This is a genomic window from Bacillus marasmi, from assembly GCF_902168435.1.
Classification (GTDB): Bacteria; Bacillota; Bacilli; order Bacillales; family Cytobacillaceae; genus Bacillus_BU; species Bacillus_BU marasmi.
In genome coordinates this window covers 39,333-61,800 of record NZ_LR656173.1, presented here as the reverse complement: position 1 = coordinate 61,800, position 22,468 = coordinate 39,333, and the positions used below count along the sequence as shown (strand labels likewise).

Below are 22,468 nucleotides of genomic sequence, written 5' to 3'. Positions count from 1 at the left end.
AAAATCACCATTTTCTTCATCATTTAGTTCAAATAACGTATTTAAAAAAGGCGAAAAATATGCAATAATTAGTTGCTAGAAGGTAGGTGCTTACATGAATAACGTCGTTCAAAAAGGTCAAGTTATTCTAAACAAATATTTTGGCTTTTTCTTTATGGCGGTAATCCTGTTATGGATCAAAACATATTTAATTCAGCTTACACAGTTTGATTTAGGTATTGAAAACACAATACAAAAACTTTTATTGTTCATAAATCCTTTAGGATCATCGATATTGTTTTTAGGAATGGCTTTACTATTTAAAGGAAGGAAGAAAAACACCTTCCTAATCATCAATTATTTCCTTATGAGTTTTCTTTTATATGCTAATGTCCTATATTATCGGTTTTTTAATGATTTTATTACCTTGCCTACTTTGACCCAAACGCAAAATTTTGGTGATGTTAGTACGAGTGTTACTTCATTATTAAAGCCATATGATGTTTTATTCTTCATAGATTTTTTATTTCTTTTGGTATTGCTATCATTCCGTTTTATCAAGGTAGAAACAAAAGATTTAACTCGACGCAAAGCCGTTGCGTTATTCACTTTAGCGCTTGGAATTACTTGTGCAAATCTTGGACTTGCTGAGGCAGATCGTCCACAGTTATTAACACGTGGCTTCGACCGTAATTATATCGTTAAGTATTTAGGAATGTACAATTACACCATTTATGATGCAGTTCAAAGTACGAAAGCCTCCGCGCAGCGAGTTTTAGCTGATAGTAATGATATTACTGAAGTAATCAACTTTACGAAATCTAACAATGCTGAACCAAACCCAATATATTTTGGTAAAGGTAAAGGCATGAATGTCATTTATATACATCTTGAATCTATTCAAGAATTTGTCATTGATTATAAGCTTCATGGAGAAGAAGTTACACCATTCTTAAACTCCATGATTAAAGATCAAAATACGCTTTATTTTGATAACTTCTTCCATCAAACAGCTCAAGGAAAAACAGCTGATGCTGAGTTTATTCTTGAGAACTCGTTATATGGCTTGCCACAAGGGTCCGCCTTTACAACTAAAGGCTTGAATACTTATCAGGCAGCGCCAGCAATTCTAGGTCAACAAGGCTATACATCAGCGGTATTCCACGGGAATTCAGGAAGCTTCTGGAATCGAAATGAAATTTATAAATCTTTTGGCTATCAAAATTTCTTTGATGAAAATTATTATGAAATGACACCTGAAAACCTGGCTGACTATGGTTTAATGGATAAACCTTTTTATGAGCAAACAACTGCACTATTAGATACATTACCGCAGCCATTCTATACAAAATTTATTACTGTTTCAAATCATTATCCGTATAACATGCCACAGGAAGAAACGACCATCGCTCCAGCAACAACTGGTGATAAATCAGTCGATAATTACTTCCAAACAGCTCGATATGCGGATGAGGCTTTAGAGCAATTCTTTAACTACTTAAAAGAATCTGGTTTATATGATAATTCTATTATCATTATGTACGGAGACCACTACGGTATTTCGCAAAATCATAATAAAGCAATGGAACAAATTTTAGGTAAAGAAATTAACACTTTTGAAAATACTGGACTTCAGCGTGTGCCATTGTTCATTCGCGTCCCTGGAATTGATGGCGGAGTAAATCATGAGTACGGTGGACAAATTGATCTTCTGCCTACCCTACTTCATTTACTTGGAATTGATTCTAAACAATATGTTCAATTTGGTACTGATTTATTATCGGACCAACACGATGATATTGTTCCATTTAGAAACGGTGATTTTGTAAGTTCCGCGATTACCTCAATAGATGGAAAATACTATGATTCAACAACTGGTCTACAGATAGAAGATGAGGAACAGCTTGAGATTGCAAAAAAATATTCAGATAGTGTCGAGCAAAAGTTAGAGTTATCAGACCGGGTAGTAAACGGAGACTTATTAAGATTTTACAAACCGGAGAATTTTAACCCAGTAGACCGCACTCAGTACAATTACAATAATCCAAACGTCGAAACATCTGAAGAAGAATAACAAACAAAAGCAGCTCTGGAATAAGTCCAGAGCTGCTTTATCATTCATATTATTATACCGCACGCTTTACTACACCTGCATACTGTGCTGAAGTTTTTATTTCCACTGTTAAAGTTCCATTAGGATTATAGATGGTGGATATTAGAAATGGAGCCCCTGTTGTGTTCTGAAACCGAAAATCGACTCCGCCATAGGACACAGTAGCATCACGCCCAGTTGGTACATATCCAACCGTCACAGAGTGGTGGTGAAGTTCAACATAAGCAACTCCAATTTGATCAACTGCATTGTAAAGTGTGGAGGAAGTTTGGCAAATTCCTCCGCCTATTCCCATTACTAATTGTCCGTTTACAGCCTCTTGAGCTGGTTGGTACCCATGCGCTTCATCACTTGGACCTACAGTCGTATTAAAAGAAAAATAATCGTTTACACCAACAATTACATTGTGGATTGCTGCAGCAGAAAGCTCAATATTTTTATTTCTTCCGACAACACTTGGGTTAAAATTTGTAGTATAAGTAGCAACGACAACTTCTCCTAAAAATGGAACGTCTTCTGGACGATATTGACTTTCTTGAATCGTTAACGGTAGATCGACATTTCCTCCTTTTTCAGATGCCTCAAGGATACGAGTTACTAATTCTGCTTCTTCAAGCTCAACCCTGGGAGTACCTTTTATGATTTGGCCCTCCGATCCGATTCGATCAGGTGTATTTCTTTTGTCATAACCTGGTGTTGTATCATTACCGACAGCAAGCTCTCTCGCCCATTTTTCAAGTTCAGCCTGATATAGTTGATTGTCTAAACCATATCCCATTTCCTGTGGATTGATCGTTCTAATCACTGCCTTAGTAGTAGGATCCATCACCTTAACGAGGATTTCCTCTGGTTCTTCCTTTTTATTCTCCCCCTTTGTTTCTTCTTTACTTTGAACTTGCTCATTTTTCCCTTTTTCTGTTCGATTGTATGCTTCAACTTCTTTCGTTGAATTTTCAGCACACCCTGCTACCCCAATTAAACTTCCAGCCAAAATTATAGCAATTATCCATTTTTGTTTTAACATGTCTCCCCTACCTGACCTTTGACAAATATTTTTCTATACTTCGATTATGTAAGCACTTCAAACGATGTGAATATTCCCACTTTTCAGTTTACTCAACATCTAACTTAGGTATTCCACCAGAATTTGTTAATTCCTCCAACATATACTGAGATACTTTTAGTCAAAAACCGTATGTTGGATGGAGAATCATTTGTGATTTTGTATGGTTTTGTCCTATTCTTGTGCCTTGTCATGAAAATAACGATAATTCATGGCGAATCAGATAAAAAAATACATAAGGATTGTCTATTTGAACAAAAATAGAAAAAAGGAGGTGTTAACAATGAAACATGTTAAAGCAATGATCATAAAGTTCATTTCCACCCTTGCTGTCTTATACGTTATACTTGGTTTAATTTTTGATATGTCATTTGGAAACGTGTTTTTAATTTCGTTAATATTGGGGATTGCTGCATATGTAATTGGTGATTTATTGATTTTACCTAGAACAAATAATTTAATTGCCACAATTGCAGATTTTGGGTTGGCATTTTTCATTATTTGGGCTTTGATTGAATCCGTCACGACTGGAGAGAACTCAGTCTATCCTTCTTTCATTGCTGCAATCAGCGTTGCCCTTTTTGAATTACTATTCCATCGATACATGGCAAATAATATTTTGGAATCAAAAAACGAGTCTGGCAGACGGATTGGAAATTTACAGTATCAAACCGAAGCTTCAGAGGAATTGGCTCCGAACCATTCTGATGTAAGAAACACAAATGACAACAAAGGTAATCAGTAAAACAATTGGTAATTCAACTAAGACCATTGAAATATGATAAGAAGCTGGGATAGAACTAAATTGTCCGCCCGATATTAATACCAAATGATATTTATATTGGTATGAGATTAAATAAGCGGAGAATTTCCCGTTATTGTATGTAAGGGGGGCTAATTGAGCTGAAATAAGAGTAAAATTTCCGCTTAACTACTCCCAAAAAGACAAAATCCAGTGATTTTTACGAAATAAGCGGAAAAACTCCCGTTATTCTTACGGAAATATGGGCTTTTCCCAAAATAAGCGGAATTCTTCCGCTTATTTTCAATCACAAGGAAATCAACATTCGGGTTTACGGACCCACACATGCCAAAATTTTGCACATCAATGTAATGGACAGATATTTAAGGTAGTGTTTTTTGTAAAAAAAATAAAAAAATCGACCTATTGCGAAATTCAGAGTTAGAATTTCGCATCATAGTTCGATTTTTTTTAGCTGAAATACCTATGTCCCAGCCTCTTATATATTATTAATTTTGAAAAAGCGCTAAACAGCTGTTTCCTCTTCATATAAATTAGGTTGGACAATCTGATTTTCTTCAAGTTTCCTCTCAGATTCTGCGACGATTACAGCACATGCTGCATCTCCTGTTATGTTGACTGCTGTTCTCGTCATATCCAGAAGACGGTCAACTCCTATGATTAAGGCAATTCCTTCAACAGGTAGGTTAACTGTCTGTAACACCATGGCTAGCATAACCAGTCCAACTCCTGGTACGCCAGCTGTACCAATACTTGCTAAAACTGCCGTTAATACAACAGTAATTAATTGGGTTAAAGTAAGATCGGCTCCTACTACTTGAGCAATAAAAATCGTTGCAACCCCTTGCATGATTGCTGTTCCATCCATATTAATAGTTGCTCCAAGCGGTTGGACAAAACTACTTATAGATTCAGGTACTTTTAAGTTTTTCTGGGCAACATTCATTGATACGGGTAAGGTCGCGTTACTACTAGATGTACTAAAGGCAACCCCCATTGCCGGGGCGAACCCTTTAAAAAACTCAATTGGATTTTTCCTAGCAAATAAAGCAACTGAGCCACCATAAGTGAAAATCGAATGTAATAATAAAGCTAAAAGTACGACGGTCATATAAAGACCCATTGCTTTCATAGCATCAAAACCCTGTTTGCCAACTGCTGATGCAATTAAGCCGAAGGTACCAAGAGGTGCTAATTTCATCACGGTATTCACGAGGAACATCATTAAATCGTTCCCTTGCTCGATAATTCGATAAACACCTTTAACTTTATTTCCAAGAGCCGATAATGCAAAACCAATACAGATTGAAAATGCGATAATTTGTAACATATTTCCTTCAGTAAAAGCTCTGACAGGGTTTGTTGGTATTATATTTAGAAGTGTATCTGCGATCGGAGGAGCTTCCTTCGCTTCGTACTGTGCCGTGGATAAGTCAAATTGGCCAATTGTTCCAGGTTGGAGAAAATAAGATAAGCTAATACCAATCGTTATCGCGATGGCAGTAGTAATCAAAAAGTAACTGATTGTTTTTAAACCTATTCTTCCCAGCTTTTTCGGGTCTCCTAATCCTGCTGCGCCCAATGTAATAGAGAAAAACACAATCGGGACAACAAGCATATTAATAAGGTTCAAAAACAACTTCCCTAATGGTGTAAACAGAAATGAATCGAGTAACGGAAATAATGAGCTACCATAAAGATTCATTACAAGTCCCGTGACAGCCCCAGCGATGAGAGCAATAATAATTTTCGTTGATAGTTTCAATAACCTTCCTCCTTATTTTATTAAAATAGTTTATCGTTGTCTAAAATTGTAAATACATTGAGCATTCAATAAATTTAGGCAACAAAAAAACACAGAGGTAGCTCTGTGTTTTACTACAGTACTTCCCCTCAATCGCTTACGAGGTTAGCTGCCGGGTTCGGGTTTGAGAGTACCCTACCTTTAAAAGGATTCACCCCATGTACAAAATGTACGAATGGTTCCCCCGCTCTGTTCTAGATTAAGCGTATGTTTTATTCAATTCATATAAGTTTGCTATTAATACCAGTAAACTATTCTAATATAATTACATCAAAAATCATAACGTTTGTCAATTGATATTTATTTTCCTATTACGGACATTTTTTTGTTTAAAATTTTCATAAAAGTGTAAATAGGAAATACTAGTTTTTAATTATTTATAAGAACGTTTACAAAAAGGATAATTTTTAGGTTTTTATCCAAACTACGTTCTAGGTAGTTTTAAAAAGAAAGGAATTTATCAATGAAAAGAATTTCAAATGTTTTTTACATTTCGGTTGTCATTGTTTTGGCTGCTGTTATTTTCGGTGTAACAGCTCCGAATATATTTGAAGAAGGTACAAATCGACTACAATCCTTTCTTACGACAGCCTTTGGTTGGTATTATCTAATATTGGTATCTATTATCGTGTTATTTTGTCTTTTTCTTATTTTCAGTCCTGTTGGTTTGATTAAACTTGGAAAGCAAGATGAGAAGCCTGAGTTTTCAAGAGCATCCTGGTTTGCCATGCTTTTCAGCGCTGGGATGGGGATTGGACTAGTATTTTGGGGTGCAGCAGAACCACTTTCACACTACATTAATCCCCCCTTAGCTGAAGGTGCTACAAATGAAGCGAATAAAGAAGCGATGAGATATACATTTTTTCATTGGGGAATTCACGCTTGGGGAATATATGCAATCGTTGCTTTGGCTTTAGCATATTTTCAATTTCGCAAAGGAGAGCCTGGATTAATCTCGGCTACTTTAAAACCAATCCTTGGTAAAAGCATGGATGGACCACTAGGTACTTTAGTAGATGTATTGGCTGTTTTTGCCACAGTCATAGGTGTAGCAACAACATTAGGTTTTGGAGCTGCACAAATTAATGGCGGTTTGTCCTTTCTCTTAGGGGTTCCGAACAATTTCAAGGTGCAATTTATCATTATTTTTATTGTAACTATTTTATTTATGATCTCCGCATGGTCTGGTCTAGGTAAAGGTATTAAATATTTAAGTAATGCGAATATGTTTTTAGCTATCGCTCTCCTTCTTTTAATGTTCTTTGTGGGACCAACAATCCATATCTTAAATATGTTTACAGATACAATTGGAGGATACGTACAAAATATTATTCAAATGAGTTTTCGAATAGCACCCCTTAACGCGAATCATCGCGACTGGATTAATAATTGGACGATTTTTTATTGGGCTTGGTGGATTTCTTGGTCACCTTTCGTTGGAATTTTTATCGCTCGCGTTTCAAAAGGTAGAACGATTCGAGAATTCATTATAGGTGTTTTATTATTACCAGCACTCGTTAGCTTTTTTTGGTTCACTGTATTTGGAACTTCTGCAATCGAAGTTCAAAAGTCTGTTGGAGTGGATTTGACTCAATTTTCGACTGAGGAAGTGCTATTTGCCATTTTTAATCAATATCCTTGGTCAACTATGCTATCTATAGTAGCAGTTATCCTGGTAAGTACTTTTTTTATTACATCAGCAGATTCCGCAACTTTTGTATTAGGTATGCAAACCACCTATGGTTCATTAACCCCACCAAATCGAGTCAAACTTACTTGGGGAATTGCCCAATCAACGGTTGCTCTAATCTTGCTCTATAGCGGAGGGTTACAAGCATTGCAAAATGCTTTAATCGCTGCAGCCTTTCCATTTTCATTTATTATGCTACTTATGCTATTGTCCCTATATCGCTCACTGGCACTGGAGAAAAAAGAACTCGGTTTATATCACAAACCAAAACCGAAATTCAAACAAGATTAGCGCTATAAATACCTACATAATGAGGAAGGAGTTCGCTCCATCCTCTCCCCTTTAAATACCACCATTATTCCATTATCCACATCATTACGTTGCTTACATTTTATTACAATATTATTTCATTAAACTTTTTTCTTGATTTTTCAAAATATTATGTTATTCTATGAATAAATTAATAAAATTTGTCTAATTTGTGAACAAACTTTCAATCTATGGACATCCAGTTTTTTCTATATAAATGAAAAAAATTTATAAATGGAGTGGATTAAATGTACAATTCTCAAAATGGGTCTTACTGTCAAAACTGCGGAAACATTACTTTAGCGCATGACGGAGTTGTTGCAAAGAAAAAAAGCGGGCTTGCATTTGTTGTATTTGGATGGTTATTCCTTGCGATTTCATTAATTTTTATGCCAATTCTATTCGGTGTAGCAGCTTTGGCGATGGGCTTTATGATTTACCACGAAAGAAGTGAATTACAAGGTATTGTACTAATGGTACTAGCCGCAGCCAGTACAGTTATCGGGACTTTATTTAGCTTCATTGTTTCAGGCACAATGTTTATCTAAACCAAAGAATTATGGACACCATCAAATGGTGTCCTATTTTGTTACGATTACTGAGAACCTTTATTGGAATTCTTATTGCAGAATCCGATTAATTCTCATAACATTAAGATAAAAATGTTGAGGTGAATGTTTTGAAAGTTGCTTGTGCACAAATGAATATTGCCTTTGCAGAACCCGAAAAGAATTTTCTAACGATCGAGTATTTTGTTTCAGAAGCTGCAAAAGCTGGATGCGAAATTATCGTTTTTCCGGAAATGTGGAACACCGGATATGCCTTAGGTCAGTTAGATATTCATGCAGACCGCAATGGAGAGAAAACAAAACTGCTTTTATCAAAACTAAGTAATCGTTATCAAATACATATCGTTGGTGGTTCGGTTTCTACAAAAAAAGCTGACGGCTTCTATAATACGATGTTTGTAGCTAATAAAACTGGCGCCATTGTTTCAGAGTATGATAAGGTCCATTTATTTAGGCTAATGGAGGAGCATCTTGTTCTGAAACCAGGTAATCAAAAAAATCTTTTCGATTTGGACAATATTCCTTGCGCTGGGGTTATTTGCTATGACTTGCGGTTCCCTGAATGGATACGGGCACATACCCTGGATGGTGCTAAAATCGTTTTTATCCCCGCACAATGGCCAAAGTCACGTATTGATCACTGGCGCGTTCTCCTTCAAGCGCGAGCTATTGAAAATCAGTGCTATATTGTGGCTGTGAATCGTGTCGGTAGTGATCCGAGTAATGAATTTAACGGTCACTCTATGGTTATTGGTCCATGGGGGGACATATTGCTGGATAAGCAAACTTTAGAGGGGTTGTATTGTGTAGAAATTGACTTGAATGATGTTAATAAAGTACGGCAAACAATCCCTATTTTCACTGACCGACGTACAGATTTATATTAATCCAAGGATAAAAGCACACATGAAAAATAGCGAAGTAGGCAAATTGTAGAAATCGTTCTTATCTTGCCTATTTCGTATCGAGTAATCATCTCAATATCGGCAGTGTGCAACACCTAAACGATCCTCCAGCTTTTACAATCTCTGAAAACTCCACTTCTATTACCTGATATCCAAACCGCTGAAGTAGATTATTAACATTCTCATTCTCTGGTAGACTAATGATTTTGTTATTTCCGATGTTTAAAACATTTGTTCCCAACATCCTTTGTTCTTCATCAGTTACTTCAATTAACCTATACATCGTGGACAGAAAAGTGATATCCTCCTTAGTGAGTGCTGGAGGATAAAGGATTGCAACATCCCTTGCAATGATATTTAAAACGCAATCTAAGTGTAGAAATCTTTCATGAAACGGAATTGATTTAATCTTATACTGAGTAAGCAAGCTTTGTAAGTGGTTGATTGCTTGTTGGTGAGTTCGACCGCTAAGACCAACAAAGATATTTTCCCTATCAATAAGCACATCACCGCCCTCGATGTGGTCCTTAGCGAGTACATAATACGAAATTTCTTCATCATCAAGCCATTGCTTAAGAATATTTTCCTCACCACGCCGTTTTGGACTCGCTATTTTTGCCACAAAAATCGTTTGGCCAAGCGTAAAACCGATGTCACGAGTATAAACTTGCTCTGGATACTTTTTATGATGCGGAAGTAGATTGACCTCTACCCCATTATCTTTAAGAGTTTTAACAAATTGTTCATGTTGTTGTATCGCCTTTTCTAAATCTATACCTTTTTTGGTGGTTTTCGATACTGGCTTATTGCCCATTTCACGAATTGACATATAATTAGGCTGACACAGGATGACACGTTTTAAAGGATCATATTCATTTGCACAATGGGCATGGTGATTAGATTCAGGAATGGCAGTCATCATAATCCCCCTCTATTTTCTATGTAAGATTAGATTTTCCTGAACAGGGGTTCGTTAATCATGAATGGAGAATACATCTGCAAGCTTAACGATTAAGGACAATTTTTAATGGTAAACTGGCAAAATAAGTATAATTAAAAAACCTGTAAATTTTTTTCGTTTCACAAAGCTCAGTCAGCGAAATAAAATGATTTTGATTGAGAATTTTAATCGAAAGTCGATTAATACGAACTTCGTCTAATACTTCAATTAATAATTTCATTAAAAACAAGCTTGCATACAGAAATAACACCATTCCATGTAGAAAAGGTGCTTTAATAAAGAAGGATAGTATAAATAATGGGATAAATACAAATTTCACGATGAAGGCTACAGGAACGGAAAAAAATCGAAAATACTGAAATTTTACAGCATGACACGCTTCATGACTTCCAACAGCTACCGAATAAATCGTTTTACAGCCAAACACATCAGGTCCTAGCTGGATTACCTTAATAAGCGGATCATACAAATGATCACCAATTGTATCTGTTTGGCGAATTTTTATATGAGGATGCTTTTGTGCCTTTAATATTTTCTCCGCGATTTCATCACCTGAAAAATTCGCTGCAAAAGATTTTGTTGCTATTCTTGTTAGCCTATCAGATGCATGTAAATTCAACAGAAATGATACGATTGTAATAAGCAATATCGCATATGGTGTCATCCTACTCCCCCCTATTATCATGGTATTAATGGGTTGTGAGCGATCACCAAGCTGAATATATACTGAACATATAATGGTTCCAATTGAAGTATATTTCTAAAACAACAGATTTGTCCATTTTTTATTTATATTTTTCTAATAATGACTGTATAAGATTGACCACCTAGTTTAAAATAGAGTCTATGGAAAATTTTACAGGATGGAGACGTAACAAATGAAACTATTTACAGATATTGACTTGGATGGTCTTGGTTGCGGTATTATTGCCAAGCTTGCTTTTGGCGATGATGCACACGTATCATATTGTACTTATCGAGTCCTGAATCAGCGTGTCGAAAATTTTATCGATAACTCTGATTTTTACAATACAGAAACTTATATAACCGATCTTGCTGTGAACGAAGCAGTTGAAAAAAAACTCGAGCAACGTCATAAAGAAGGTCACCATATCCAAATGATTGATCATCACGTTACGGCAATGCACTTTAATCAATATTCATGGGGGAAAGTTCAACCTGAATATGAATCAGGAAAAAAAACGTGCGCAACATCCTTATTTTATGATCACCTCATAAAAAACAATAAGATGAGCAGATTAAAAAGTCTTGAGGAATTTATCGAGCTAGTCCGTCAATATGATACATGGGAATGGGATATTAATAATAATGTAGCAGCTAAACGGCTTAACGACTTATTTTATATTCTCGATCGGGATAAGTTCGAGGAAAGTCTCCTGAAGCGAATTATCGAACAACCTGAATCTTTTTCTTTAACGGAAACAGAAAACTTGCTTCTCGACATAGAAGAGAAAAAGATTGATCGTTATATCAATTCAAAAAATAGACAAATGGTTCAGGCTACTATAGATGATTATTGCGTTGGAATAGTCCATGCGGAGCAATATTTATCTGAACTCGGCAATGCATTAAACAAGCTCAATCCTCATCTAGATATGATTGTGCTTCTTAATGTTGGTACAAAAAAGGCGGGATTTCGGACAATCCATGACCATGTAAATGTAGCTGAATTCGCAAGCAAGTATGGTGGTGGTGGGCATCCCAAAGCATCAGGTTGTGATCTAAGCCGTGAAATGCTGGAGAAATTTGTCGTAAATGTGTTTGGTGTTGTTCCTGCCAAAATTGATGCAGATCGAAACGAACTTAACGTCAAGGAAGCCGCTTACGGTACTGTTTATGAGAATCGACGTGGAGATATTTCCTATCTTCGCCCTACTGGTCCACGCGAATTCGAGGTCATCCATAACGGTAAAAAGGTTGATGAAAACTTTACCTCATTTGAAAATGGAGAACATTTTATTAAACGGAATTATGCTTCATGGCTTCGGTATGATAATGACAACCTTTTTGATCTTTCAAAACAACTATCATTGCCAATTGACAAGGTTAAGAAAAAATACAAAGAATTGATTAAAACTGCCATTTCAAATAAGAAATACCAGAATTAAATTAAATAACAGAGGGTGAGGAGATGATTAACATCATTTCCTCACCCTCTTATTTGTTTTGAATTGGCTCTTTAGAAGGAACGTTTTTATGTTGTAATAGTGAAGTGATTCGTTTCAACATTTCTTCATTTTCAACAACAATGTAATGGGGTTGCCTAGTAAAAGTTTGAACACCAAGAGTCAATTTATAGGCATTATCAACACGTGAACTTAATCCGTACAACTCATGCCAGCGAATAATTTTTTCGACTTGATAATTTTTCACTTGATTAAAAGAGTAATATCTTCCATTTAAAACAATACCATTTTGTAATATATAAAAATTGCCAGGATGATGAATAAACCGAATTCCAATGCTAAATAGGTAAATGATATTTAAAAAGGCTGTTTCCAACCAATTTGTTGTCAACACATACCAGAGTAAAATAGCTGATAATATGATAACGGCAACCGTACCCCATTTAACTGATTGATATGGCTTAGAGTTCGTTGTAAGTGGCTGCATTTCCTTCCATTCAGCTGGTATTAGTAATTTCGTAAAGTCTTCTTTTTCTTGAGGAAAAATCGCATCTTTCGAAAGCTCTACTGCTTTTTTAAGATTGTATCGATACCAAATCAAATAATAAATTCCTAGAATAAATAATATAATAAAGGATGCATTTAAAAAAATTGTTCATTCTCCTTTCGTATGGTTATGATTGGTCTTATAAAATTTCTATATATTTCCATTATAAGAAAAAAGGAGCGGTAAAACCACTCCTTTTCCATCGATATTATCACATAAAATTTTTCAAAAATAACCTTACTACATCTGCTGCACCAATAAAGGTTCCTAATGAACTCCCTAAATTTGCAAATACGACAACTAATAAAACCCGAGTTACCTTATTATGCCAAAATCCTTTGAAACTAAAGACATCCTCTGCTAAATTTTCAAAATCTCGAACACTAGGGCGACTAAAGTAGGCTTGAACAAATCCAGCAAACCATCCTGCCGCTGTAATCGGGTCGAGCGCAGTGATAGGCGCAGCTACAAAAGCGGTTAATATCGCCAAAGGATGTCCGAAAGCCAGCGCTGTTCCTAACGCGGAAAACGTACCATGGAAAAGCACCCAGCTCATTGTTTGCTGAACCCCTACTTCGGGATTATTGTAAAAGGTGTATGCAATCATCGAAATGATAAGTATCGGAATGATCCATCCAATTATTTTTGGTGCATTTGATTTCGGTGGTAGCTCATTCAGGCGATTTAAATCATGATCGCGTTTAATCTCCTCTTTAATACCTGGCACGTGAGCTGCTCCAAGGACTGCTACGACCTTTGGACCCTTCGCCTCTTTAATTTTTTGAGATAAGTATTGATCCCGTTCGTCAATTAGTGGTTTCTTTAATTTTGGAAATGCTTCGGTAAAATCATTTAATACTGCATTTATTGTATCTTGGTTTTTCATCTTTTCTAGTTCTTCTTCTGTTATCTCCTCATTAGTGAAAACACTGGCTATCACCTGAGCTAAGAGCAACATCTTTCCTCTAAAGCCGACATTTCTCCAAATCCTTGAAAAGGTTGTTTGAATATTTCTATCAGCTAATACTAGCTCTGCGCCAGTATCTTTTGCTGATTGAATTCCTTGAATCATTTCTTGACCAGCGTTAATCCCGAACTGATTTGCAATCCGTTTTTGAAAGGAAGATAATGCAAGATTCATTAATAGTAATGGAGCTTTCTTTTCCTTGATGACTTTAAATATATCGGTTTCCTTCCATTTGTTTCCGTCTACAATCGACTGATAACGCTGTTCATCCAATTCCACGCAAACAGAGTCAGGTTGTTCTGCTTCAATCACTTCTTTCACGAGATCAGCACTATTTTTTGATACATGGGCAGTCCCGATTAATATTAATTCCTTGCCATCCAGGTGGATTCTTGTTATGTTTTCGTTTTCTACAGACATTCGTTACCTTCCTTTATAGCTCTATTTCCATAGCACATTATTTGGTTGTTTATTTCTACTATTATACATTAAATTAGTGTCGAAATATCCAAATCGATGTCTGTGTTCTTAAATTGTTTTTAATTTTAGTATCTGTGTTTATATACAATATCGGTTTTGAAAGCCTGATATTTACATAATATAATTATAGTTATCATTAGCTTGCAAAATCAATTCCTTACCTCGGAAAAAGCTGATAAACGGCTTCTTGCAAATCATTCAATAACGGAATGGTTGTCCTATAACCAATACTTTCAAGCAGGTTATGATAATACCATGCTTGGTTTTCTTTATTGGCATTAAATCGCTTCCACACTGTTTCTCCTTCAAGCTCTAAGTCGTTGATTATCGAACGAACATTGTGCAGTTTGTCCGCACAAGCAACTGCACGTACCTCCATTGGAGCTGTTTTTAGAAAATAAATGGTGTGCTCCTTCCTTTCCTTCCACGGAAGCGATTTATTGGGTTCAGAACAACCTATCACGATATTTGCTATCTCTTTCCCGAATTGACTTTCTAATTTTGCAAGGGTAATGTCGGTATCCTCGAGTGTATCGTGAAGTATTCCTGCTGCAACAATTTCATCACCATATCCTGCTTTTAATAACAGCATCCCTACAGCAACAGGATGTGTAATATATGGAATAGTTGTCCCTTTTCGATACTGATGTTCGTGTGCGATACTTGCCACCTCAAGTGCTCTATTAATTACATTCAAAGCTTTACACCCCTTTAATTGTTTTTATCTAAATTTTATCAAAAACAAACCCCGCAATTGAACTCCGACAAAAAATTTGGTTAAATCAAGAGAAATGAAAATTTTATTAGAAAAGAAAAGGAAATGAACTATGCAAAAAACAATTACAGATCAGCCTCCTTTATTATCGTTTGAATTTGCTTCATCATCCGGACAGATTCAACCACTTACTTTTATCAATCCAATAAAAATAATTAAGGCTGAAACAGTTGAGAAGGTACTCCCCTGTCTAACAGAAGTTCAAGCTGAAATTGAAAAGGGCTATTATGCTGCCGGTTATTTATCCTATGAATCTGCTCCAGCCTTTCAACCTGAGATGACAGTCAAAGAAGGTCATACAATCCCACTCCTTTGGTTTGGGATTTTTTTGGAACCAGTACAAGACACAGTCCACAGTGACGGTCCATATGCAATTTCTGATTGGAAGCCTACAGTCAATAAGATGCAATATCGTTCTTCCATAAAATCAATTAAAAATGCGATTGAGCAAGGACTAACTTACCAAACGAACTATACAATTCGTCTTGAGGCCGATTTTAAAGGTGATGAGCTCTCGTTTTTTCAAAAAATAAAAAACGGGCAATCGTCAAGCTATTGTGCTTATCTGAACATCGACAACTATCGAATTCTATCAGCATCACCGGAATTATTTTTCCATCTAAAAGGTAACACTCTCACCACTAGACCAATGAAAGGAACGATTAAGCGAGGTAATACTTTAGAGGAGGATTTACAATATATAAACCATTTGTACCATTCTGAAAAAAATCGAGCTGAAAATGTTATGATTGTTGATTTACTGCGAAATGACCTAGGAATGGTTGCTGAGACGGGAACTGTGAAAGTCGACAAGCTATTTAGTATTGAAACTTTTCCTACTCTCCACCAAATGACATCGACGGTTACTGCAACTGTTGCTAAAAATCGTACTCTCTTAGATATTTTCAAGGCGATTTTTCCTTGTGGATCAATTACAGGAGCACCAAAGCTTACTACAATGGAAATGATCTCCAAACTGGAGGACTTACCGCGCGAAGTATATTGCGGAGCTATCGGTTATATCACACCAAAACAGGAAGCGATTTTTAATGTTCCAATCAGAACTGTGTTAATCGATAAAAAAATGGGTAAGGCCACTTATGGAGTGGGTGGTGGAATTACTTGGGATTCAACAGTTGAAGATGAATATGATGAAATTCTCACGAAAGCGCGTTTGTTAGAGGAACATCCACCTGAATTTCAACTGCTTGAAAGCCTTCTATTAGAGGATGGCAGTTATTTTTTATTAAATGAACATCTGAAACGGCTTAAAAGCTCAGCGCACTATTTTAATTTTCCATACCATAAAGAAGAATTACAAAATGCCCTCCTTTCCTTAGCCAAGCAAAATCAACATGGTCGCTTTAAGGTGCGCATGATTTTAGAAAAGAGTGGTGTCATCACCGTGGAAGCGCAAACAATCGAATCCATTACTTCACCAATTAAGATTATGCTTGCTGATAAGCCAACTAGTCGAAACAATCGATTTCTTTACCATAAAACAACTAATCGAGATGCTTACACACCATTTCAGTTAGCTAAACCACCATACATTTTTGATGTATTATTATGGAATGAATCGGAAGAATTAACGGAGTATACAAATGGAAATATCGTGGTTGAGCAAGATGGTAAGCTTTGGACTCCTCCGGTTGAATGTGGACTACTGAATGGAACATATCGACAATCCCTGATCCAATCTGGACAAGTTTACGAGAAAGTCCTTACCCTTGAAGATTTACAAAACTGCCAAAAAGTTTGGTTTATCAACAGTGTCCGTAAATGGCTAGAAGTTGAGGTTGTACAATAATTCAAATGTAGAGAGAAATAAAAGCACTCTTACCGATTTAGGTAGAGTGCTATATCACGTTCCTAATACTGTAGGACCCGCGCCTTTTCTTCAAAATACTCTTGAATTAATAAATCGAGTTTTATAGAAATCGAAATATAATCTGAACTTCCCGGGCCGCTTTGACGGTATAATTCACGTAATTGCCTTTTCAACTCCGGGATTTCCAACAATAGGCCAATGTTCTCATTTAACAGCGGTTCTTTTTCCAAATTCATACAATGCATAGAATGACCACCTTTTTTATGTTAATTTTCAGTGCGTGATCACTTAAACTTAACCCCCAATGGTTAAACTCCCATCTTACCTGTCCCCAAGATAGTCTCATATTAGCATAGACATTATTCCGTGTGAATGAGTCCGGAAAAATTAGAAATATTATGATAATTAACAAATAATTTTAAAATATCTTTATAAAACACAAATATTGTTAACTAAAGGTTTTTTAAGTTATTCATTCCTTGATTATTTTATATCAACATAATAATTTGTCGAAAGTAAAAATATTTTAAAATTAATAAAAACTTTAGCACAGTAATATATGTAAGTGAACCCAAAATCAATATTCTAGGACTTTTGAAGCTTTTTATTAAATTTTCTGAAAAAACGTTGAATTTTGAAAGCGTTTTCAATTATAATGATATTGGGTGGGATGACATACGTGGTCATCATGGTATTCAGCGTAGGTGGGGCTGATGCTAAAGAAAAAGACTAGTTACAATCTAATTGTTTCATTTACTTTTTCTATTAGGTTTTGGGTATATACCTAATCCTCTATCTGATGGCACCTTCTGAATATAGAAGGTGCCCTTTATTTGTTTTGACAAAAGAATGACTATATAACTTCTGCCCCTAGTGTTTGGGCGAAATGTTGCAACGCCCACTCATGACCTAATTGATTGAAGCTTGCCACTGCACGCTTGTGTACAACGATTTTAAAACCTTTGTTATAGGCATCCACCGCAGTATGAAGGATGCATATATCTGTGCAAACTCCTACTAAATGGATTTCAGATATCCCCCGCTCACGCAGCTTTAGTTCCAAGTCAGTTCCTGCAAAAGCAGAATATCTTGTTTTGTCTATCCAGAAAACATTTTCCCTGCCCTGATAGTCTAAGTACAGCGTATGTAATCCACCGTATAATAATCGCCCTTCTGAGCCGATAATGTTGTGAGGTGGAAACAATTTTACTTCTGGATGAAAAGAATCATTTTCTTCATGTGCATCAATAGCAAATACTACAAAATCGTTATTTTGGATAAAATCCGAGGTAATTTTCACAATTTCTGATTGAATGTGCTGACCAGGTTTTCCGCAGGTTAATGCACCATGATCCCCAACAAAATCAACAGTATAATCAATATTTATTAATGCCCTCTTCATCTTATTCCCTCCCAATCTAAACGTTTATTCTTTCATTTAATCCATTTCTTATATCTCATTATAAAGTGAAACTTCAAGCAATTTAACAAAAATATCAGAATGCAAACAAATATATAACAAACATTTTTACAATATAGTATTATTATTAAGTGTTAGATTTAAGGAATGCGAGGCAACATCATGTTAAAAGACAAAAATGTTTGGATTATTTTATCGGGTGAATTTATTGCGGGTATTGGATTATGGCTTGGTATCATTGGTAACTTGGAGTTTTTACAGGAGAAGATTCCTTCAGATTTCCTTAAATCTCTCCTATTAGCAACAGGTTTGCTAGCAGGTATTGCCGTTGGACCACTGGCAGGAAAGCTAACCGATCGCTATAGCAAGAAAAAAATAATGCTCATTGCAGGATTTATCCGTGTGGTCAGTGTTCTCTTTATGTTCATTGCCTTATCAACTGGGTCGATTTGGTGGATGATAGGATTCCTTATCTTAATCCAAATATCAGCAGCATTCTATTTTCCAGCGTTGCAAGCAGCTATCCCTCTTATAGTCGCTGAAAAGGATTTACTAAAATTGAATGGGATTCATATGAATGTTTCCACCCTTTCAAGAATTGCGGGAACCGCACTGGCTGGTCTATTACTCGTATTAGTTCCTTTATATATTGTCTACGCTGCTTCTTTTGTGGGCTATATAATTCTCTTTATTTTAACGATGTTTATAAATATCAATGAAGATCATCACATCAGACCAGTGATGGAAAAATCTGATTCTAGCACTAGCTTTAAAGATGTATTTCCGGTTATTAAAAAGCTCCCGATTGTATATATGACGCTGCTCATGACACTGATTCCAACGCTCTTTTTAGGTGGCTTTAATTTAATTGTCATTAATATTAGTGAATTACAAGAGAGTTCCATGATAAAAGGTTTGATTTATACTACTGAAGGTGTTTCCTTTATGCTTGGTGCGTTTTTAATAAATCGGTTAACTGAGAAAATGTCAGCATTTACAATACTTTTTGTAACCTCCTTTTTTATTGGATTTTCTCAGGTTATGCTTTATTTTGCGAATAGCCCAGCGATTACTATTCTTACATTTTTAATATTTGGTTTTTCTGTTGGCTGTTTCTTCCCAACAGTTGCTACGATTTTCCAAACAAAAATACCAAAGGATTACCATGGTCGATTTTTCTCGTTCAGAAATATGTTGGACCGTGTAACCTTTCAGATAGTGTTGTTATTAACCGGTTTACTTTTGGACATTATGGGCTTACAGCAAATGTGCGTATTATTTGGTATGCTTGCCATTACAACAACACTGTTGTTCTATATTACATCCACAAAAATAAAACAACTAAACAATTCATAAGCACTGCAAAAGCAGTGCTCTTTGACTGTGCATTCAAATTTTTCTATGCTACCATTTCTATCAATCCTGCCTCAGTTGATAGATCAATTGAACAACACCCGAGGAATATGATTTTGTATGAACCAAATTCAAGTTGGTTCTATCTTGTAGGTCGGCAAACAACGGTTTACCTTGTCCCAAAATAACAGGATGTATAGATAGTCTAAATTCATCAACGAGCCCCATGTTAATGAAACTTGTTATTAGACTCGCACCACCGTATAACCATATGTCTTTCCCTGGTTTATTCTTTAGTTTCATGACTTCCTCATAAATATGATCACGTATAAATATCGCTTGTTTGCCTGTCCCTGTTTGCGTTTTAGAAAATACATATTTTTGTTTACTATGGACAGCTTCCCAAAGCTGTTTTTCCGTATCACTAACATCAATTGTCGGAGAATATTGCCCCCACAAATCATAACTCTTTCTCCCATATAAAATGGTATCGATTTCATTTAAAAAATGAATAAATCCCATCTCTGAATCCATTATGCACCAATCAACTTCACCGTTTTTCCCTTCGATAAAACCGTCTAATGTTACAGCCAAATCTAATATGATTTTCCTTTGATTTTCCTTTATGGACATACATCTACCTCCAAATATATTTATGTTTATCTACAAAAGAAAGCATTATAATAGTAATAATAATCGTTTTTCGCGAGAGAGGAGCAGTATTTTGGCATATCAAAACATTGATCATACGATAAAATTAATCAAGCAATTAGTAGAAATCCCAAGTCCTTCAGGTAACACGAGTGAAGTCATTACCTTCGTTGAAGCCTATCTTAACGACCTGAATGTGGAAACAAGAAGAAATCGTAAAGGTGGACTTATTGCAACTATACCAGGAACTGATCAACAAAATCATCGCATGCTTACAGCTCACGTTGATACACTTGGTGCGATTGTTAAAGAAATTAAATCGAGCGGCCGTCTTAAGTTAGATTTAATCGGCGGGTTTAAATATAATTCCATCGAAGGCGAATATTGCCAAGTTGAAACCTCCACAGGAAAAATTTATTCCGGAACCATTCTGATGCACCAAACCTCTGTTCATGTATATAAAGATGCCGGTAAAAAAGAACGGAATCAGGAAAACATGGAAGTACGACTGGATGAAAAGGTACATAACCCCCAGGATGTTAGGGCATTGGGAATTGAGGTGGGAGATTTTGTTTCCTTCAACCCTAGGGTAGAAATAACACCTTCTGGCTATATCAAATCGCGCCATCTTGATGATAAAGCAAGTGTTGCCATTCTGCTAGAATTAATCAAACAAATTACAACAGAAAGGATACAGCTACCCTATACGACACATTTTCTTATTTCAAATAATGAAGAAATCGGTTACGGTGGGAATTCTAATATTCCACCAGAAACGGTTGAATATTTAGCTGTTGATATGGGAGCTATTGGAGATGGACAAGCCACAGATGAATATACAGTTTCAATTTGCGCAAAAGATGCTAGTGGACCTTATCATTATGAACTAAGAAAACGACTCGTTGAGTTAGCAAGTGCAAACAACATATCCTTCAAACTCGATATATATCCATATTACGGTTCAGATGCATCAGCAGCGATTCGTTCAGGACATGATATTATTCATGGACTCATCGGTCCTGGGATTGATGCTTCGCATGCCTTTGAAAGGACACATCGTGATTCCATTGAGAATACCGCAAAGCTTCTATACCACTATGTTCAGTCGAAAATGATACGCTAATATTAAATGGCTTGGTTCCGAGAACCAAGCCATTTTTTATACTTACCTTTTATGAACGCTTAGTTCCGTAAAAACGATCTCTAACTCGTTTTAATCTTGCATGGTACTTTAGAATATCTAAACGCGCTTTTTCTGCTTCAGGCGCAATCGGTCGAAGCTTTTCTATTTCCCAGTAATCCACGATGACATCTAAGACCTGATCAAAATATTCTAACGGACCATAGTTCGCTTCTTTAGCAATAATCGACATGCGATCTTCGAAATCTGGCATAACGGTGCCTGGCATTTGGAAGTTTTGAATGACGTATCCTAAATAGTAACAGTAATTCGGTTCAAGCTGCAGGTGATATTTAATCACATCACGATAAAAGGCGTAATGCAATATCTCGTCCTTGGCCAATCTCCGTAATAATGTTTCCAATTCTGGATCATGTTTTCCAGCAACCTTTGCTACATTATTATAGAATACCATTGTTGCTAATTCTTGAAGTGACGTATAGACCATTGTTTCAAATGGAGTATGAAAATTTGGCGACCATCCGCCTTCTATCGTTTGCTTTTGCAATTGGTGAATCCGTTTAGGATCAGCGTTTCTGGTAATGAGCAGGTAGGTTTCAAGTAAACTTGAATGCTGATCTTCCTCAGCCGTCCATGTATGAACAAAATCCTTAATAACTGAAAGTGATCCTTTGAAGGTTTGATCCAGATGAGAGGTGAACCAAGGTAAATTTACTTCTGTTAATAATGCGGTTTCTACTGCTGTAACCACTGCTGGTGGAAGTGTTACCTGACTTGGATCCCAAGGAACCCTTCTAAAATCTTGAGCTTTATCCCATGGCAGAAATTCATGATAGCCCCAGTCAATTTTTTCTGACCTTTTCTTATGTTCTTCATACAGTTCTCTTAATTTAGGTTCTAATCTAAAATCTAAATGATTGGTTAACAATGCTTACCTCCTGAATTTATCACTATATTCATTGTTTTAACGTTAGTTAGATAATTCTTTCTCCATTTTACT

Annotated in this window: 20 protein-coding genes and 1 riboswitch; of the genes, 9 read left to right on the top strand and 11 right to left on the bottom strand. The window is 36.0% G+C overall.

Features of this window, described 5'->3' with window-relative positions; all coding sequences use genetic code 11:
- The first annotated feature begins 94 nt into the window (after window positions 1-94).
- Window positions 95-2,053 carry a lipoteichoic acid synthase gene (ltaS, locus tag FXW34_RS14135; protein ID WP_147534652.1) on the top strand — a complete coding sequence of 653 codons (1,959 nt, stop codon included), beginning with the start codon at window positions 95-97 and terminating at the stop codon, window positions 2,051-2,053.
- 52 nt (window positions 2,054-2,105) lie between these two features.
- Here ltaS and FXW34_RS14130 read toward each other — a convergent pair whose 3' ends face one another.
- Window positions 2,106-3,116, bottom strand: a complete 1,011-nt coding sequence (locus FXW34_RS14130) for a VanW family protein (RefSeq protein ID WP_147534651.1) — start codon at window positions 3,114-3,116, stop codon at window positions 2,106-2,108.
- A gap of 322 nt (window positions 3,117-3,438) precedes the next feature.
- On the opposite strand from FXW34_RS14130, the gene FXW34_RS14125 reads away from it, so the two are divergent.
- Complete coding sequence (locus tag FXW34_RS14125; RefSeq protein WP_147534650.1) at window positions 3,439-3,900, top strand: YndM family protein; 462 nt, start codon at window positions 3,439-3,441, stop codon at window positions 3,898-3,900.
- 523 nt (window positions 3,901-4,423) lie between these two features.
- Here FXW34_RS14125 and FXW34_RS14120 read toward each other — a convergent pair.
- The gene (locus tag FXW34_RS14120) at window positions 4,424-5,683 is read right to left on the bottom strand and encodes a dicarboxylate/amino acid:cation symporter (RefSeq protein WP_147534649.1); all 1,260 of its coding nucleotides are present in this window, start codon (window positions 5,681-5,683) and stop codon (window positions 4,424-4,426) included.
- Window positions 5,684-5,801: 118 nt separating this feature from the next.
- Window positions 5,802-5,938: riboswitch (cyclic di-AMP (ydaO/yuaA leader) on the bottom strand.
- Between the two features lie 247 nt (window positions 5,939-6,185).
- Here FXW34_RS14120 and FXW34_RS14115 point away from each other — a divergent pair.
- From FXW34_RS14115 to FXW34_RS14105, 3 genes are all read left to right on the top strand, one after another.
- Window positions 6,186-7,703, top strand: coding sequence for a glycine betaine uptake BCCT transporter (locus tag FXW34_RS14115; RefSeq protein ID WP_147534648.1), 1,518 nt, complete (start codon window positions 6,186-6,188; stop codon window positions 7,701-7,703).
- A 266-nt stretch (window positions 7,704-7,969) separates the two neighbouring features.
- Entirely contained in the window at window positions 7,970-8,269 is a 300-nt protein-coding gene (locus tag FXW34_RS14110; RefSeq protein ID WP_147534647.1) for a hypothetical protein, read from the top strand.
- Window positions 8,270-8,400: 131 nt separating this feature from the next.
- Window positions 8,401-9,177, top strand: a complete 777-nt coding sequence (locus FXW34_RS14105; protein WP_147534646.1) for a carbon-nitrogen family hydrolase — start codon at window positions 8,401-8,403, stop codon at window positions 9,175-9,177.
- Window positions 9,178-9,262: 85 nt separating this feature from the next.
- Here FXW34_RS14105 and FXW34_RS14100 read toward each other — a convergent pair whose 3' ends face one another.
- A complete protein-coding gene (locus FXW34_RS14100; protein ID WP_147534645.1) occupies window positions 9,263-10,114 on the bottom strand; it encodes a dimethylarginine dimethylaminohydrolase family protein in 852 nt (283 codons plus the stop codon).
- A gap of 85 nt (window positions 10,115-10,199) precedes the next feature.
- Entirely contained in the window at window positions 10,200-10,820 is a 621-nt protein-coding gene (locus FXW34_RS14095; RefSeq protein ID WP_187118961.1) for a zinc metallopeptidase, read from the bottom strand.
- Window positions 10,821-11,034: 214 nt separating this feature from the next.
- Between FXW34_RS14095 and FXW34_RS14090 the strand changes: the two genes are divergently transcribed.
- The gene (locus FXW34_RS14090; RefSeq protein ID WP_147534643.1) at window positions 11,035-12,285 is read left to right on the top strand and encodes a DHH family phosphoesterase; all 1,251 of its coding nucleotides are present in this window, start codon (window positions 11,035-11,037) and stop codon (window positions 12,283-12,285) included.
- Window positions 12,286-12,334: 49 nt separating this feature from the next.
- On the opposite strand, the gene FXW34_RS14085 is transcribed toward FXW34_RS14090, so the two are convergent.
- From FXW34_RS14085 to FXW34_RS14075, 3 genes are all read right to left on the bottom strand, one after another.
- Window positions 12,335-12,904 carry a hypothetical protein gene (locus FXW34_RS14085; protein ID WP_246141063.1) on the bottom strand — a complete coding sequence of 190 codons (570 nt, stop codon included), beginning with the start codon at window positions 12,902-12,904 and terminating at the stop codon, window positions 12,335-12,337.
- A 157-nt stretch (window positions 12,905-13,061) separates the two neighbouring features.
- Window positions 13,062-14,237, bottom strand: coding sequence for a TraB/GumN family protein (locus FXW34_RS14080; protein WP_147534641.1), 1,176 nt, complete (start codon window positions 14,235-14,237; stop codon window positions 13,062-13,064).
- A 217-nt stretch (window positions 14,238-14,454) separates the two neighbouring features.
- The gene (locus FXW34_RS14075) at window positions 14,455-14,994 is read right to left on the bottom strand and encodes an HD domain-containing protein (RefSeq protein ID WP_147534640.1); all 540 of its coding nucleotides are present in this window, start codon (window positions 14,992-14,994) and stop codon (window positions 14,455-14,457) included.
- A gap of 130 nt (window positions 14,995-15,124) precedes the next feature.
- On the opposite strand from FXW34_RS14075, the gene pabB reads away from it, so the two are divergent.
- Complete coding sequence (gene pabB, locus FXW34_RS14070) at window positions 15,125-16,882, top strand: aminodeoxychorismate synthase component I (protein WP_147534639.1); 1,758 nt, start codon at window positions 15,125-15,127, stop codon at window positions 16,880-16,882.
- Between the two features lie 62 nt (window positions 16,883-16,944).
- Here pabB and FXW34_RS14065 read toward each other — a convergent pair whose 3' ends face one another.
- Window positions 16,945-17,148, bottom strand: coding sequence for a hypothetical protein (locus tag FXW34_RS14065; RefSeq protein WP_147534638.1), 204 nt, complete (start codon window positions 17,146-17,148; stop codon window positions 16,945-16,947).
- 608 nt (window positions 17,149-17,756) lie between these two features.
- Window positions 17,757-18,305: a cysteine hydrolase family protein gene (locus tag FXW34_RS14060; protein ID WP_147534637.1), complete on the bottom strand. Its 549-nt coding sequence runs from the start codon at window positions 18,303-18,305 to the stop codon at window positions 17,757-17,759.
- Between the two features lie 180 nt (window positions 18,306-18,485).
- Here FXW34_RS14060 and FXW34_RS14055 point away from each other — a divergent pair, with 180 nt between their 5' ends.
- The gene (locus tag FXW34_RS14055) at window positions 18,486-19,679 is read left to right on the top strand and encodes an MFS transporter (protein WP_147534636.1); all 1,194 of its coding nucleotides are present in this window, start codon (window positions 18,486-18,488) and stop codon (window positions 19,677-19,679) included.
- 60 nt (window positions 19,680-19,739) lie between these two features.
- Here the strand turns inward: FXW34_RS14055 and FXW34_RS14050 are convergent, their stop codons facing one another.
- A complete protein-coding gene (locus FXW34_RS14050) occupies window positions 19,740-20,309 on the bottom strand; it encodes a dihydrofolate reductase family protein (RefSeq protein WP_147534635.1) in 570 nt (189 codons plus the stop codon).
- Window positions 20,310-20,415: 106 nt separating this feature from the next.
- On the opposite strand from FXW34_RS14050, the gene FXW34_RS14045 reads away from it, so the two are divergent.
- On the top strand, window positions 20,416-21,450 hold the full coding sequence (locus FXW34_RS14045; RefSeq protein ID WP_425457437.1) for a M42 family metallopeptidase: 1,035 nt from the start codon (window positions 20,416-20,418) through the stop codon (window positions 21,448-21,450).
- 49 nt (window positions 21,451-21,499) lie between these two features.
- Here FXW34_RS14045 and FXW34_RS14040 read toward each other — a convergent pair whose 3' ends face one another.
- Window positions 21,500-22,396: an acyl-ACP desaturase gene (locus FXW34_RS14040; RefSeq protein WP_147534633.1), complete on the bottom strand. Its 897-nt coding sequence runs from the start codon at window positions 22,394-22,396 to the stop codon at window positions 21,500-21,502.
- Between the last annotated feature and the right edge of the window lie 72 nt (window positions 22,397-22,468).

Coding starts and splice junctions, on each gene's coding strand:
- ltaS (WP_147534652.1), top strand. CDS start 95: ATGAATAACGTCGTTCAAAAAGGTCAAGTTATTCTAAACAAATATTTT.
- FXW34_RS14130 (WP_147534651.1), bottom strand. CDS start 3,116: ATGTTAAAACAAAAATGGATAATTGCTATAATTTTGGCTGGAAGTTTA.
- FXW34_RS14125 (WP_147534650.1), top strand. CDS start 3,439: ATGAAACATGTTAAAGCAATGATCATAAAGTTCATTTCCACCCTTGCT.
- FXW34_RS14115 (WP_147534648.1), top strand. CDS start 6,186: ATGAAAAGAATTTCAAATGTTTTTTACATTTCGGTTGTCATTGTTTTG.
- FXW34_RS14110 (WP_147534647.1), top strand. CDS start 7,970: ATGTACAATTCTCAAAATGGGTCTTACTGTCAAAACTGCGGAAACATT.
- FXW34_RS14100 (WP_147534645.1), bottom strand. CDS start 10,114: ATGACTGCCATTCCTGAATCTAATCACCATGCCCATTGTGCAAATGAA.
- FXW34_RS14095 (WP_187118961.1), bottom strand. CDS start 10,820: ATGACACCATATGCGATATTGCTTATTACAATCGTATCATTTCTGTTG.
- FXW34_RS14090 (WP_147534643.1), top strand. CDS start 11,035: ATGAAACTATTTACAGATATTGACTTGGATGGTCTTGGTTGCGGTATT.
- FXW34_RS14080 (WP_147534641.1), bottom strand. CDS start 14,237: ATGTCTGTAGAAAACGAAAACATAACAAGAATCCACCTGGATGGCAAG.
- pabB (WP_147534639.1), top strand. CDS start 15,125: ATGCAAAAAACAATTACAGATCAGCCTCCTTTATTATCGTTTGAATTT.
- FXW34_RS14065 (WP_147534638.1), bottom strand. CDS start 17,148: ATGCATTGTATGAATTTGGAAAAAGAACCGCTGTTAAATGAGAACATT.
- FXW34_RS14060 (WP_147534637.1), bottom strand. CDS start 18,305: ATGAAGAGGGCATTAATAAATATTGATTATACTGTTGATTTTGTTGGG.
- FXW34_RS14055 (WP_147534636.1), top strand. CDS start 18,486: ATGTTAAAAGACAAAAATGTTTGGATTATTTTATCGGGTGAATTTATT.
- FXW34_RS14050 (WP_147534635.1), bottom strand. CDS start 20,309: ATGTCCATAAAGGAAAATCAAAGGAAAATCATATTAGATTTGGCTGTA.